This window comes from uncultured Campylobacter sp., assembly GCF_938045405.1.
Taxonomy (GTDB): Bacteria; Campylobacterota; Campylobacteria; order Campylobacterales; family Campylobacteraceae; genus Campylobacter_B.
Genome location: NZ_CALIMW010000144.1, coordinates 1 through 13,479 on the forward strand (window position 1 = coordinate 1; position 13,479 = coordinate 13,479).

The 13,479-nt window shown below is 50.1% G+C and carries 13 protein-coding genes; 5 read left to right on the top strand and 8 right to left on the bottom strand.

The window, feature by feature from the left end:
* The 4 genes from Q0140_RS05615 to Q0140_RS05630 form a co-directional block, all read left to right on the top strand.
* The coding region (locus tag Q0140_RS05615; RefSeq protein WP_297962673.1) for a superoxide dismutase family protein at positions 1–254 on the top strand (254 nt) is incomplete at its 5' end.
* Between the two features lie 391 nt (positions 255–645).
* Entirely contained in the window at positions 646–1,176 is a 531-nt protein-coding gene (locus Q0140_RS05620; RefSeq protein ID WP_297962675.1) for a DUF1104 domain-containing protein, read from the top strand.
* A 471-nt stretch (positions 1,177–1,647) separates the two neighbouring features.
* Positions 1,648–2,310, top strand: coding sequence for a response regulator transcription factor (locus Q0140_RS05625; protein ID WP_297962677.1), 663 nt, complete (start codon positions 1,648–1,650; stop codon positions 2,308–2,310).
* 18 nt (positions 2,311–2,328) lie between these two features.
* Positions 2,329–3,426 carry a HAMP domain-containing sensor histidine kinase gene (locus Q0140_RS05630; RefSeq protein WP_297962695.1) on the top strand — a complete coding sequence of 366 codons (1,098 nt, stop codon included), beginning with the start codon at positions 2,329–2,331 and terminating at the stop codon, positions 3,424–3,426.
* A gap of 221 nt (positions 3,427–3,647) precedes the next feature.
* Here the strand turns inward: Q0140_RS05630 and Q0140_RS05635 are convergent, their stop codons facing one another.
* The 6 genes from Q0140_RS05635 to Q0140_RS05660 form a co-directional block, all read right to left on the bottom strand.
* The gene (locus Q0140_RS05635) at positions 3,648–3,854 is read right to left on the bottom strand and encodes a hypothetical protein (RefSeq protein WP_297962679.1); all 207 of its coding nucleotides are present in this window, start codon (positions 3,852–3,854) and stop codon (positions 3,648–3,650) included.
* Between the two features lie 645 nt (positions 3,855–4,499).
* A complete protein-coding gene (locus tag Q0140_RS05640; protein ID WP_297962680.1) occupies positions 4,500–5,096 on the bottom strand; it encodes a phosphoesterase in 597 nt (198 codons plus the stop codon).
* Positions 5,097–5,178: 82 nt separating this feature from the next.
* Positions 5,179–6,672, bottom strand: coding sequence for an RNA ligase (locus Q0140_RS05645; protein ID WP_297962682.1), 1,494 nt, complete (start codon positions 6,670–6,672; stop codon positions 5,179–5,181).
* A gap of 314 nt (positions 6,673–6,986) precedes the next feature.
* On the bottom strand, positions 6,987–8,027 hold the full coding sequence (locus Q0140_RS05650) for an isoaspartyl peptidase/L-asparaginase (RefSeq protein WP_297962684.1): 1,041 nt from the start codon (positions 8,025–8,027) through the stop codon (positions 6,987–6,989).
* 417 nt (positions 8,028–8,444) lie between these two features.
* Positions 8,445–8,882, bottom strand: a complete 438-nt coding sequence (locus Q0140_RS05655) for a DUF417 family protein (protein WP_297962686.1) — start codon at positions 8,880–8,882, stop codon at positions 8,445–8,447.
* Between the two features lie 189 nt (positions 8,883–9,071).
* Positions 9,072–10,292, bottom strand: a complete 1,221-nt coding sequence (locus tag Q0140_RS05660) for a thiamine-phosphate kinase (RefSeq protein WP_297962688.1) — start codon at positions 10,290–10,292, stop codon at positions 9,072–9,074.
* A 404-nt stretch (positions 10,293–10,696) separates the two neighbouring features.
* On the opposite strand from Q0140_RS05660, the gene Q0140_RS05665 reads away from it, so the two are divergent.
* A complete protein-coding gene (locus Q0140_RS05665) occupies positions 10,697–10,864 on the top strand; it encodes a hypothetical protein (protein ID WP_297962690.1) in 168 nt (55 codons plus the stop codon).
* Positions 10,865–10,948: 84 nt separating this feature from the next.
* On the opposite strand, the gene Q0140_RS05670 is transcribed toward Q0140_RS05665, so the two are convergent.
* Both Q0140_RS05670 and Q0140_RS05675 read right to left on the bottom strand, forming a co-directional pair.
* A complete protein-coding gene (locus Q0140_RS05670) occupies positions 10,949–12,313 on the bottom strand; it encodes a hypothetical protein (RefSeq protein WP_297962692.1) in 1,365 nt (454 codons plus the stop codon).
* A 699-nt stretch (positions 12,314–13,012) separates the two neighbouring features.
* Positions 13,013–13,300 (bottom strand): EexN family lipoprotein, encoded by a 288-nt coding sequence (locus Q0140_RS05675; protein WP_297962693.1) that lies wholly within the window; start codon positions 13,298–13,300, stop codon positions 13,013–13,015.
* Positions 13,301–13,479: the final 179 nt, after the last annotated feature.

The window sequence follows — 13,479 nt, forward strand, 5'->3', positions numbered from 1 at the left end:
GCCACTGGGATCCGAGCGATACCAAAAAGCACTCGTTTGCTTGGGACGATAGCGGTCACAAGGGCGATCTGCCTGCGCTTTTTGTCGATGCCGAGGGCAATGCGGTCTATCCGGTGCTAGCTCCGAAGATCAAGAGCCTAGATGAGCTAAAGGGCCACTCGCTAATGGTTCACGTCGGCGGCGATAACCACAGCGACCATCCGAAGCCGCTTGGCGGCGGCGGCGCTAGAATGGTCTGCGGCGTCATAAAATAAGCTTCTTCGCGGATGAAATTTAATTATCCGCAATCTCTAAATTTAGCAGCCCTGCGGTTAAATTTACGCGATGAAATTTCGCCGTCCGCAGCGCCGAGATACGCCCGCTCTGCCGTTAAATTTACGCACGGCGGGCTTTGATACAACTTATGCAGCGCGAAATTTTATGCTAAATTTACGCGCTGCGCAGCACCCTCTCCTGCTTAAAATTTTAAAATTTAACTCCGTTTGCGCTCATTACGCCCTGTTTTTGCCGCAGCGCAAAATTTTCTAAATTTAAATCAAAGTTCTAAATTTACGGCGCCGAGCTATTTTGGCGGCGTGAGCTTCATTTAACTTTTTCTTCACGACTTTTTTCTACAATCACGCTAACTTTCACAAAGGAGAGAGAATGAAAAAGATTGTTTTAGCAAGTGTTTTAGTCGCGGGCGTGCTGTTCGCCGCAGATTTTAGCTCAAGCAGCCCCGAGCAGATCAATGCCTCGATCGCCGGCGCGGACGCCAAGAGCTTAAGCGAAGCGGCGTTTGAGATCGACAAGCGCGCAGGCGAGCTAAGAGCGCAGGCAAGGGATCTCAAGCGCGGATTTAAGACAGAGTTTAAAAAGAAGCTGGACGCTATGAGCGTCGAGGATCGCGAGAAATTCCTAGACGAGTTTAGACAAAACTATAACGCCCAGGCGGGCAAGCTAAGCGTCGAGCAGGCGGATAGGCTGGATATCGAGCTTAAGGATCGCGGTAATTTCGGCAAATTTAAAAGGCCTGCTCACGGGTTTGGCCCGCACGGATCGCAGGCGGCTCCAGGCGAGCGCGGTCATATGCCGCATAAAGGAATGGGCGACGGCGCGGGTCCGGCAATGCCGCCAAGGGGTGATATGCCGTGCAATCAAAATGCGAGCGCCGCTCCGTGTCCTATGGCGCAGTAGTGCCGCTTACGCGCAAGCTACGTAGTTCCGCGCAACACTTGCGCGGAATTTTACTTTATCAAATCGCGGCGTAGAAATTTTAAAATTTAGTTTTGAAGCTTATGCGAGCCGATGAAATTTCGCAAAATTTTATCGGCGCAGGCGAGGTTTTGAAATTCCGCGCGGCGAAATTTTAGGACGTGAAATTTTAAAATTTCGTAGCGGCGGAATTTTAAAGCCCGGCATTTTGCTTGTAAATTTTAAAATTCCGCGGCGCGAAAATTTTATATCGTAAAATTTTAGCCTCTTGCGCCGCTTGGCGCACTGCGCGAATTAATTACTAGGCGAGCAATCTAAATTTACGAAGCGTGCTCTTGAGCCAAGACGTGCCGTTTTCGCCACGATAAAATTTTGCCCTGAAATTTTGCAATTAAATTTTACGTGGAATTTCACAGGGTATAATTTCAAAAATTCTACGCAAGGAGGTGGGCTATGGCAAGGGTTTTGATCGTCGAGGACGAGGGGATGCTACTAGATATGATGTGCACCTACATGCGCGGCGCGGGGCACGAGGTAAGCGGCAGCAAAAGCTACGACGAGGCGCTTTCATTAGCGTACGAAAAGAGCTTCGATCTGTGGATCTTCGACGTCAAAATCATCGGCGGCAACGGCTTTGCGCTACTTCGCGAGCTGCGCGAGGCGGGGCGTGGAGCACCGTGCATTTTCACGACGTCGCTAAACACTCTGCAAGACGTCGAAAGCGGCTTTAAAAGCGGCTGCGACGACTACCTCAAAAAGCCTTTCGAGCTAAAAGAGCTGGCTCTGCGCGCGGATAATCTACTAAAGCGCACCTTCGTCCACAACGCCGCCCTGCGCGAAAATATCGGCGGAGGTTTTAGCTTCGATATGGCTCAGCACGCGCTTTATCGCGACGGAAGAGCCGTGCCGATGCCGCAAAAGCAGGCGCGGCTTCTTGCTCTGCTTCTAAAAAACCGCGATAAGCTCCTTAGCAAAGATGAAATTTTCGCCGCACTGTGGGACTACGACGAGAGTCCGAGCGAGCTTAGCCTGCGCGTTTATATCGCGGAGCTGCGAAAAATTTTGGGCAAGGATCGCATCATAAACGCTTCCAAACTCGGCTACAAATATCTTTAGGAGCGCGCCGTGTCCAAAATGCGTCAAATTCTACCGATTTTTTTACTCTACACGCTTACCAGCGTCCTGTTTTTGGCGCTGGTAAGCAGCATATTTTACGAGCGGGAGAAGTTTTTTATCGCGGATCGCGATGCCTTTGCGATCAGGGATTTTAAACACGGCTTAGAGGCTAAGCTCGCTCGCGGCGGACGCCTAAAAGAGAGCGATTTCGACGCCATGCAGGTATACGCGGCGGATCTGAATAGCAGCGATGAGATCGCGCGGGATTTTGAGCCGAAGGACGGCGCGCCGCGCGTGTATATGGAGGGGTCTGGCAGGATCGAGCAGTTTAATCTCACCGGCAAGGACGGCACGGAGTATTACGTGGCGATCAAAACGGAGGCGCTTGAGGGCAAGCTAGCGGCGCTGAAGCTTAAAATTTTAGCCGCGAGCGCGCTTGTTTTGGCGCTTATTTTGCTGATCGCGTATTTTATCATCCGCCTTTCGCTGCGCCCGCTTTACGAAAAGATCGAGTTTCTTGACGGCTTCATCCGAGACACGACGCACGAGATAAAAACCCCGCTTAGCGTGATTTTGATGAGTATCGAGCTTTTTGAAACCGAACCGAAAAAATATCTGGGCAATATCAAGACGGGCGCAAATACGATAAACGCGCTATTTGAGGATCTAACCGCGCTAAGCTTAAACAAAAGCGGCAGCGGGCGAGAGGTAAATTTAGGCGAGCTGCTGCAAAGCCGCATCAGGTATTTCGGCATCTCTGCGGAGCAAAAGTGCATAAGCTTAAACGCCGATCTGCGCCCGGTGGCCTTTTGCGCGGATGAGTTTAAGCTGCGAAAAATCATCGACAATCTGCTTGGCAATGCGATAAAATATTGTGATGAGCTCGGCTGCGTCGAGGTAAGCCTGCGCGAGCATTCGCTTCGCATAAAAAACAGCGGCGCGGGCATCGCGCAGCAAAATCTGCCGCATATTTTCGAGCTTTACACTCGCTTTGACGAGCGCAACGGCGGCTTTGGCATCGGGCTTTTTATCGTGAAAAAATACTGCGACGAGCTCGGGCTTAAAATTTCGTGCGATAGCAACGAGGACTGGACAGAATTTGAGGTGAAATTTTAACTTTATCCAAATGAAATTCTGCGCGAACGAAATTTTAGCAGGCGGGCTTGCTAGGCTTAACCGCGTGGGTTTAAATTTAGCTAGCGATTCGTTCGTAAAAATTTGCGCTAGGTTATAATTTGACGGCGGAATTTGCGCATGCAATCCGGTCGCACTCGAAAAATTTCATCCGCCGGTTTGCAAAATACATAGCGTAAAATTCTACGGAATTTCGTGAAATTTTATTTGGACGCGGGCAAGATCGCGGCGGCTACGAATAAAATTTGCAGCAGCTTAGATAAAACCGCGCGCGACAATCGGCAAAATTCCGTAAAAATTTCGCGGCGCACCGGTTGGGTTCGCCCTTGCTCTGTTGCTTCATACACGCCGTATTCATAGCTAGTGCAAAAGGCGGTATCGTTTTGGATTTTGGTACCAAAAGAGAACATACCCTGCTTCTCATTCTTGCCGCTCGGTGCGTCGGCGTGGATTACGCGCGAGTAAATTTAAAATTTAGCTCCGCCCCGTCACGCCGAAGCGAAGCTTTATTAAAACGATTGGAGCAGCTATTTTAGGCGCGTAATCGTCTTTTAAATACGCACCGATCTTTTAAAGCGTGCGGCAAATTTTAAAATTTGCGCGTAGACAAAAGGGCAAAATTTGAGCGGTGAAGCTAGGTTTTATCGCTTTTAAATTTGACTTCGTCTTTCATATAAAATCAAATTCTGGGATTTTTGAATAAGCTATTAAATTTAACCAAATTCGCCCCCGCCCGTGTAAAAATAGGCGGGATCAAATTTGATCGTTTCTCGCCGAGCGTCCTCGCTTTCTGCGCTATTTGCTAAAATCTATCATTTCTCTCCTAGCGGCCAGTAAACGATCGGTTTAGCTCCGAGCCTTGCTTCGCCGTGATACATACCGAGCTTATCTTTCGTCCATGCAAAGCCCGTGTGTCCGTGCTTATCGATCGAGATGATGCCGCCGCTGCTGCCGTCAAGCGCTTTGCCTATCCCGGTATTATGCGGGTGATTTTGTAAGATATTGCGGCAGGCTACGCTTAAATCAATGCTGCGGCTGTCCGCGTTTAGCCCGGATCACGAATATCTTGCCGCGATTTGCCTTTGCCCTAAAATTTGCACGATTTCGTCTAAGCTTAAAATTTTGCCGTGCGAGTCAAAGCCTACGTTTAGTATGCGCCCCTCTAGGCTGGAAGCGCGGTCGTGCAAGTGTCCGTGAAGCATAAAAGAGCCTTTCGAGGCGTGGTTATGTTCCTCTACGGGATAGTGAAACATACAGATGCTCATACCCGCTTTGCCGTCCTTTATCGCGCCCGCGCCGCCGTCAAAATTTAGCTCCTTGTAGTGCAGGATATCGCTAAAAATAGGATTTCCGTCATCTTTTAGCTCGCGTAGCAGCGCTTCTTTGTTTTGGCTAATGAGCGTATCGTGGTTGCCTAAAATCAACACATGCGAGCCGTTTAGCCTACGCGCGACGCTTTTTAGATCCTTTAATTTATTACAAAATGCAAAATCGCCCAGATCATAAACCGTATCCTCGGGCCCCACTACAGCGTTCCAGAGCTCTATTAGCTTTTCGTTCATCTCGCTTACATCGTTAAAAGCCCTAAATTTAGGGCAGTATTTCATAATATTGCCGTGATAAAAATGCAAATCGGAGGTAAAAAATATCATCATTTTTCCTTTAAGCTTTAATCGCTGCATCAAATTTACGCTTTACGTAAATTTGCGCGGCGTCAAATATTCGCGCTAATCGTTAAATTTTTTCCAAAAATTCTTTTATAAAGCCTAGCTTGCCCTGCTCGTCAAGGGATTTGAATTCTCGCTCGTTTGCTTTGATGTGATCGACCAAAGGGTGGAATTCCTCATCGAGCTTGGTTTTATCCAGTTTGCCGGAAAGCGCCTCGTTTTTACTGCGAGCGAAAAATTTATTCACGAGATAATAAGGCGTTTTCATCTTAAAGCAAAAATCGTTTTGGCTTGGGATATACACCATAAAGCCCTCGAATTTCGCCTCTTTGACTATATTTTTAAGCTCCGCAAAGGTCGTTTTTAGATACTGCTCGCCATCTTTATAAAAAGGTCTTTTTAGTGCGCCAGCGGTACTTGCGGCGATCTTATCCAGCTCAAATTCGCTCTCTTGCGCGCCGGTTTTAACGTCGATAAGTCCGATAAAAGTCTCACCAAGCTCCTCTTCTACGATGTGCGGATCGCTCTCGTCGGTGATCTCAAATAAAAAAGTTTTATTTGGATAGCGTTTGAAAATTTCTTCAAATTTACAGCAGTGCTCGCGCGCCATCTGCGCAAATCTACTATCGGTCGATCCCGTCGTGGAGTAGATGACGCGGCGGTTAAAGCTCGCGCCGCTTTCGTGGGCATCTACGTAGGTGCAACACCCCAAAAAGCCGTTTACCTTTCGCACGGCGATTACGGGCGTATCGTCTGTGATATCGATAGGATAAAGGCTTTTGCGCGAGGTAAATTCCGAATAGTTATAGACCTTTTTAAACGGACGCACGATGATATTTAGATCATCGTCCATTATGAGCCCGCGCATCTCAAGCAACGCCTTATCCCAATCGGCTTTGAAAAAGACGCGTTTTGAGTATTTGTAGGTGCGAAGCTCGGGATAAAGCTCGCTTTGACGCGCACTCCAGAGCCTTTTGTCCTGCGTGGCGGCGATATATTTTTTCGTTACGTAGGTATTTTGCGCCGCATCAAAGGGCAGATCGCGCCTGTTTAGAGCCGCCGCGTCTTTGATCTTTTGCGCTACGCTTTCGCTCATAGGGTTGACGGGTGGGATCAAAATTTCGCCCTCTATTTTGTTGTTTGCAACCTTGATAAACATTGCTATCACAGTATTTTCATCGACGCCGTGCTCGGAGGCGAAGAAATTTTGCATTCTAAAGCACTCGAAAATAAATCCATTCTGGGTGGCTTGCTCTTTTAGGCTTAGCAGCTCTTTGGTGCGCGCACTCACGTTGCTAAGCACGATAAGAACGTCTTTAGCTTTGTTTTCCAGGGCAAATTTATACGCCTGCTTTATCTCGCGGGCGACTTTGCGCTTTGCATCCTCCAAAAGCTTCGGCGACCAAGTATAAACCCCCATCTCATCGGTTAGAAACATATCGTTTTCCAGATGATAAATTTGCGCCTGCGGATATTCATTTTTAAATTCTTTAATCTTCTCTTTTGCGAAAGTCGTTTTACCCGAGCCCGCGTGTCCGCGAACGACTATAAATTTTCTCATTTTACCGCCTTGATTTTATGTGGCGATATTCTACCTGAAATTTAAGCGCTTTGGTATCAAGAAATATGGATTTCGGTAAAATTTAAGGCTCGGCGGAACTTAATACTCCTTGGTTTGAGCCTAAGTTAAAGAGAGCCGATTTTAAATAGAAAATTTGCGCTTTGCCAAGGTGTTGAAATTAAAATTTGACTAAATTTGCTTCGCCGAAGCACTTGATCGACGAAGGCGCCAAATTTGATAGACGTGCGATAAAAAGCGTATTTATTCTCGCTATTTGATTTAAATTTAGCCCCGTAGAGGGGCTAAATTTACGCTTATTTCTCGCCAAGCGGCCAGTAAACGATCGGCTTAGCTCCGAGCCTTGCTTCGCCGTGATACATGCCGAGCTTGTCTTTCGTCCATGCAAAGCCCGTGTGTCCGTGCTTGTCGATCGAGATGATGCCGCCGCTGCCGCCTAGAGCTTTGACCTGAGCTACTGCATCTTCAGCTGCTTTTTGCACGTCGGAGGTTTTGTATTTATACAGAGCCGAGACCTCGTGCGCGGCGTTTACGCGCATATAGATGTCGCCCGTGCCGGTGCACGAAACCGCCACCGAGTCGTTGTCGGCGTAGGTTCCGGAGCCGATTATCGGACTATCGCCGATGCGACCGGTCATTTTGTTGGTCATGCCGCCCGTGCTGGTCGCTGCGGCTAAGTTGCCGTTTTTATCCAGAGCGATCGCGCCTACTGTGCCAAGATATGGGCGCTCGTGTAAATTTAGCGACATCTTTTTTGCCTTTTCGCTATCAAGTAGCAGCTTTTGCTTCTCTTTAGCTTTTTGCAGCGCGTCGTATCTAAACTGCGTGAAAAAATACTTCTGATCGACCATCTCTAGGCCGTTTTCTTTAGCGAGCTTGTCGGCTCCCTCGCCCGCAACCAGCGTATGCCATGTCTTGTCCATCACGAGCCTGGCGCCTAGGATAGGGTTTTTGATATGCCTCGCCATCGCGACTGCGCCCGCTTTTTTGGTCGAGCCGTCCATGATCGAGGCATCAAGCTCGTTAAATCCGTCGGCGGTAAATACCGCGCCCTTGCCCGCGTTAAAATTCGGATCGTCCTCAAGCACCATTATCGCCGCTGTTACGGCATCCATCGCGCTGCCGCCTTTTTCAAGGACGGCTTGACCCGCTAAAAGCGCTTTTTTCATCGGCTCTTCGCGGATTTTAAATTCCTCTTTAGTTAGATCAAGCCCGCTGGTGCCGCCGTGAATGACGATAACCGGGGAAAATTTCTCCTGCGCATTCGCAGCCGTTAGCCCGAGCAGGGCCAGACTCGCCGCCATAAAAACGGCCTTTGAGAGTGAAAAGTGCTTCATATCTCATCCTTTCGAAAAAATTGGAGAATTTCTAAGAAATGATATAACTTTGCACTTTTCGTTTCGCTTAATCAAATGCGAATTCGGCTGGATCTGAATCTAATGCTTTGAGCTTAAGATTAAGCTTTCGCCGTCAAATTTAACGCGACTTAATTTGTGGCACAATCTGATAGGTCGATTTAAATTTTATAATTTTGAGTTTAAGCGTCGGTAAAATTTAATTACCGCAGCTCAATAAATTTCAACCGCGCGTCATAAAATTTTAGCGCGCGGCCGTATTTTAAAGGGTGCTATGCGAGCGAGCGAGCTCAAGCACGCACCCAGCCGGCAAAGCAGGCTTTAAATCAAACGCCTCAAGCTCGCCGTGTGCGATCATTTAGTGTTGCGTCGGAACCGACGCCAGTATGTTTTGACGGCTCAATCGCAGATTTTTTCTCCGCGGCAAAGGCGCGCCAGGTCGTATTTTAGCAGCACCAAGCCAAGGCCTAGCAAGAAAAGGTCTTTAAAGATAAAGCCGTCGATCTTGCCCAGCTGCGGCAGTAGGCTGAGCGTGCTCAGCGCCATGACGATCACGATGAGATCGCCCACGATGCCCGCCTTCGGCTTGAAAAAGCCCGCGATGAGCGAGAGATAGCCCACGGTCTCCACCACGCCCAAAAAATAGCTCGCGCCGGCATCCCCAAGCGCTGAGGGCAAAAACGAAAGCCACGTCTGCGAAAAGAGCGGCTTTAAAGCATCCACCTCGAACTCAAACCACTTGTAGTTGCCCATCACGGCAAGCACGATGATAACGGAAAGTCTGGCGAATATAATATCCGCGTCGCCTGCGACAAATTTTTTTACGATCTCCCTCATACGGCTCCTTTGTAAATTTTGTAGCGGTATGATAGCGAGCTTGCGTGTAGGCTACGTGAAGGGGCGAAATTCCAAATTCCAAATTCCGCGGCTTCATAAAATTCTACGCCTCCACAAAATTTCGTGGCTCCGCGAAATTTGAAATTCCATGCCGCGCGCCTTAAAATTTAAAGCGAGCTCGGCAAAATTTCAAGGCGCGAAGTGATGCGAGCTGCCGCGAAATTCCATCGAGCTTTGCGGCGTGCGCGGGCAAACCTCGGCGATAATATTGATCGAAACGCCCGTTTTAGCGGCGATCGCATAGATTTTGGGCAAAAACTTCGGCGCAAAGCTAAACAAAATCTCGTACTCCTCGCCGCTTTGTAACGCAGCCTCGCTAGGACGGGCGATCCAGCGCGCACCCACGCCGCTAGCCTCGAGTAGTCGGGGCAAGTCCTGCGCAAGCCCGTCGCTAATGTCCATCGCCGCGCTTATGAGCTTCGCCGCCTTGTAAAAAAACTTATCGCGCAAGACGGGCCTGACGAAGCGCGAATTCTTTGAAATTTGCGCGCGCAGATCCTCGCGCAAGCGATATGAACCACTACCCGGCACAGGATTTTCGCCTGCAGAGCTTTGCGATGTAGAATTTTCGCATGCGAGGCTTTGCGACGTAGGACTCTTGCGATCGTCTCCGCTCTGCGACACAGAATTTTGCGCCGAAATTTTGGCATCCAAGCTCTGCGGCTTGACGTACGCAGGTGAAATTTTATCGTCCAGACTTTGCGGCTCAAGGTCTAAAATTTGCATTGCCGAAGTTTCAGCGTCCAGGCTCTGCGGCTCGGCGCGCGCGGGTGAAATTTTATCGCCCGGACTTCGCACCTCATCGCTTGGGCCTTGCAGCGACAAAATTTTATCGTTTCGGTTTTGCGTCTGCGAGCTAGCGGGCGAAATTTCATCTCTTAAAAGCACCGCCAGATCGCGCCTGACGCCGCCTAGCTCGCCCGTATGCGCGATGAGATCGCCCACGCGCGCGCCGCTGCGAAACACTGGGCGCTTGCACTTGCCGATCAGGCTCACGCTAAGCGCGATGCGATCCGAGCCGATCGTGTCGCCGCCGATGATCCGTATGCCCCACTCGCGCGCCGTTTCGCTCACGCCCGCGCACAGCTCGTCGATCTCGCGCGTGCCGATCTCGCGCGGCAGCGCAAGCCCCAGCAGGGCGTATTTGGGGCGCGCATTCGTCGCGATCATATCCGAGATGTTCACGAGCATCGCCTTTGCGCCGATCTCGCGCAGGCTCAGCCAGCCACGGCGGAAGTGCACGCCCTCGACGAAAAGGTCCTTGCAATACGCCCGCTCGCCGATTACGGCGCAATCATCGCCGTTAAGCTTCGATCTAAATTTCTCAAAAATATACCACTCCTTATCCATGCGCCCTCCGTTAAATTTAGCGTTACGCCGCAGCCGCGCGAAAGCTAAGGAGCCCGAATTTGCGGGCCTTTGTTTAAATTTCGTCGCGCACGCGCAGCAGGAGTTCTACGCTCCGCTTTGCAAGATTATAGCGTAAATTTAGATTTTCGCCGCGTGAGTTTGGTTGCGGTTCGATGCGGCTAGATAGCAAAATTAGAAATCGCGTGAGTTTTGGGGCTTTAAAGCGGCTCGGTACGGACGAGGTCTGCGATAAAACGGCGCCCACCGCACAAGCAGCCCCAAAGCCAGCTCTAGCTCGCGCGCGACACCGAACCGCATTCATAACGCGCACTCAATAGCGCCCGCAAAGCTTCATGTGCCGGTGAAATTGCGGCTTTTAGTGGCCGCGATACAAAGACAATGCGATGCGAAGACAAATCGCCGCGCAGGCACGGATGCCGCTTCAAATCTACGGCGCGGGTATAAATTTCGCTTTTAAAATCAAGTTTCAAAAGCGCGAGCTCCGCCGTGTGATCTTAATCTGCCGCAAGCCCGTACCGCCCGCAAACGGCATAAAATTCTGCCGCGCCTAGGTGCTCAAACTGCGCAACGCCCGAGCCGAATTCTATCGCAGCGCAGCGGCAAAATTTCACGAAACGCCGCCGCCCGGTAGCCCGCTAGCCCTTCTTTAGCTTCCTAAGCTCGCGCAGAACCGCCGCTTTGTTCTTGCGATCTTTTAGCGCATCATAGCACTGTGCGAGCAGCTCTAGCGCATGGACTAGCGCCTCTTTGTAAGCCGGCAGCCGCTGATATGCCAAAAGCGCCGCCGCATCGTCTCTCATCGCCGCGAAGTGCCCCAGCGCCGCAGACGGATCGCCGCGTATCATCGCGATCTCGCCTAAAATCTCGTGTCCATCGTAGCCCGAGTGCTCGTAGGCGGTGCCGCGCATGCCCTCGTAGAGCTTTACCGATCTGTCCGCGTAATCCTGCGCCGCGGCTAAATTTTTCTGCGCATAGCTCGCAGAAATTTTACTCGCGCCCGCCTCTTTGTAAATCGCCAAAAATTGTCGCGCGATCTGTAGATAAAGCCGGCCCGTATCGGGCTCCGTCGCATCCGAGAGCTCCGCTGCGGCAAGCAGATGCTCTAGCGCGGCGGCACACTCACCCAGCCCCGCGTATAGTTGCGCGTAATCACGCGCGAGCGAAGCCCTACGCGCACTCTCATCCGATCCGTCATCTATAAACGGACGCAGATGCAAGCAGTGCGCCTCCCATACGGCCAAATCCCGCAGTGCGCGACGCTTGGGCTCGGGTGCGGGCTCATCAAAAGCAGAGCTAGCCTTGGCGCGCAGATACTCGCACGCGCCGCTAGCCCTGCCTTCGGCCTCGTAAGGATTGGACACGAGCACTTGCAGTCGGGCGAAAATCTCCTCCGCACGCACGGGATCGCTCTGCAAAAACATAGTCCAAACAAACAGCGCTCGCTGATATTCGCGCGCAGCGCCCTTGCGATCGCCGCGAGCCTCGTATATGCGCCCGAATGTATAGGCGCTCTCGTAATTTACGGCATCGGCATATATCTCCGCCACCCCGCTTTGCATGGAGCTCGCGTCCGTCGCTAGCGAGATCGCGGCGTCGGTATCGCCGCGCTGCAGGGCGATCCGCGCGCGAACAAATCTGCTAAAAATCCGCCCTACTTCGATGCGCTTTAGCTCGCTAAGCTCCTGCGCCCGCACGGCAAGCTCTTCGGCGCGCGAGATCTCTTTGGCAAGCAGCGCCCGATCGGCATTTTCTAGCAATCCCCAAATTTCGCGCATAGAAGACGCGGTGGAATTTTTAGCGGAGACATTCGCAGAGGCTGTGTTTTTCGAGGCGGAAATCTCGGACGCGGCGGGATTTTTGACGGCATTGTCTGCACCGGTAGAATTTGTGACGTTCCCAGCGGGGGCGCCGTTTACGGCATGGGTATTTTCGGCGGACGGCGGGACCTGCGCGCAGGCGGCAAGAAACAAGCCGAGCGCGACGTAGGGTAAAATTTTCATAGATGGCCTCCGAAATTTTAGTCCGATTATAGCAAAACAAAGTTTAAATTCCGCGGCGGCGGAGCCTGCGTAGAGCGGATTGAGCCTGGATGAAATTTTAAAATTCTGCCGAGCGACATTAGTAAGCCGCGCGAGTTTGGGCGCGGGCTTACGTATGGCTCGATAGCAAAATTAGCAATCGCATGAGTTTTGAGGCTTGGACGTGGTTCGGTACGACTTGATGTGAACGGAGACCTGCGATAAAACAGCGCCCGAGGCTATTTCTTGCATGCGCCCGCCTGCGCGCACTCGCGCAGACACGAACATCGAAAGAAAACCTTAGAATTTTAAAATTTTCCGCGACTTAAAAAATATGGAATTCCAAAATTTTGTGAAAGCCATAGTTTGAAATTTTTAATTTTAGAATTTAACGAGATTGTGAAATTTGAAATTTTAAAAATTTAGCGTAGCCGCTGGCGAGATTAAATTTAAACGCTGCGTAAGCGCAGTAGGTCAAGTAAGGTTTTTATCAAGCCGCCTACGATAAAAGTCATATCTGATATTTGAACGCACGCGGCTATAAAAGCTGCGAAGAAAATTTGAAAAAATTGAAGCTACTTAATGCTCGCCGTTAAGACTTCCGCTCTCTTTCTCTCTTCAATCTCGCTTTGGAAAAAACATTATTAGCGCATTTGCGCTAATACTTTCAAAGATTGATTGTTATTTTTTAAGATTCTCGCTAATTCGCTCAGGATGCTTTATATAATAATCTACTTCATACCATTTTCCATTTGGAAGTCCGTTCATTTGCGCTAAATATTCTCTCGCCTTGCTTGCATTATTGCACTCTTTATCGTTGATAACATCCTTTGGCTGCATTTTCTCGCAAAGCTCCAGTTTCGCTTTTGCCTCTAACGGCGCAAGCAGATAATCTGCAACCGTTTTTTTAGGCTCGTCTTCTCTGCATCCGGCAAGACCTAAACCTACGATAGCCGTAAGGCTCAACAAAAAATTCGTCTCATTTTTTCTCCTTTTAAATGGTGCCTAATTGTATATTTATTAAACTTAATTTTCGTTTTTTATATTGTCTTTTAAAGCAGAATAAAATTTCGGGCGGCGCAAACCGCCCGAGATACCGCGCTAAGCCTTACTGCTCGTAAAAGCCGCTCGGTTTGGAGATCGTGTCG

What these genes read in the sequence shown, in the direction of transcription:
- Q0140_RS05655 (WP_297962686.1), bottom strand. Translation starts at nt 8,882, where the DNA reads ATGAGGGAGATCGTAAAAAAATTTGTCGCAGGCGACGCGGATATTATA.
- Q0140_RS05670 (WP_297962692.1), bottom strand. Translation starts at nt 12,313, where the DNA reads ATGAAAATTTTACCCTACGTCGCGCTCGGCTTGTTTCTTGCCGCCTGC.
- Q0140_RS05635 (WP_297962679.1), bottom strand. Translation starts at nt 3,854, where the DNA reads ATGTTCTCTTTTGGTACCAAAATCCAAAACGATACCGCCTTTTGCACT.
- Q0140_RS05625 (WP_297962677.1), top strand. Translation starts at nt 1,648, where the DNA reads ATGGCAAGGGTTTTGATCGTCGAGGACGAGGGGATGCTACTAGATATG.
- Q0140_RS05640 (WP_297962680.1), bottom strand. Translation starts at nt 5,096, where the DNA reads ATGATATTTTTTACCTCCGATTTGCATTTTTATCACGGCAATATTATG.
- Q0140_RS05660 (WP_297962688.1), bottom strand. Translation starts at nt 10,292, where the DNA reads ATGGATAAGGAGTGGTATATTTTTGAGAAATTTAGATCGAAGCTTAAC.
- Q0140_RS05665 (WP_297962690.1), top strand. Translation starts at nt 10,697, where the DNA reads ATGCGAAGACAAATCGCCGCGCAGGCACGGATGCCGCTTCAAATCTAC.
- Q0140_RS05620 (WP_297962675.1), top strand. Translation starts at nt 646, where the DNA reads ATGAAAAAGATTGTTTTAGCAAGTGTTTTAGTCGCGGGCGTGCTGTTC.
- Q0140_RS05650 (WP_297962684.1), bottom strand. Translation starts at nt 8,027, where the DNA reads ATGAAGCACTTTTCACTCTCAAAGGCCGTTTTTATGGCGGCGAGTCTG.
- Q0140_RS05645 (WP_297962682.1), bottom strand. Translation starts at nt 6,672, where the DNA reads ATGAGAAAATTTATAGTCGTTCGCGGACACGCGGGCTCGGGTAAAACG.
- Q0140_RS05630 (WP_297962695.1), top strand. Translation starts at nt 2,329, where the DNA reads ATGCGTCAAATTCTACCGATTTTTTTACTCTACACGCTTACCAGCGTC.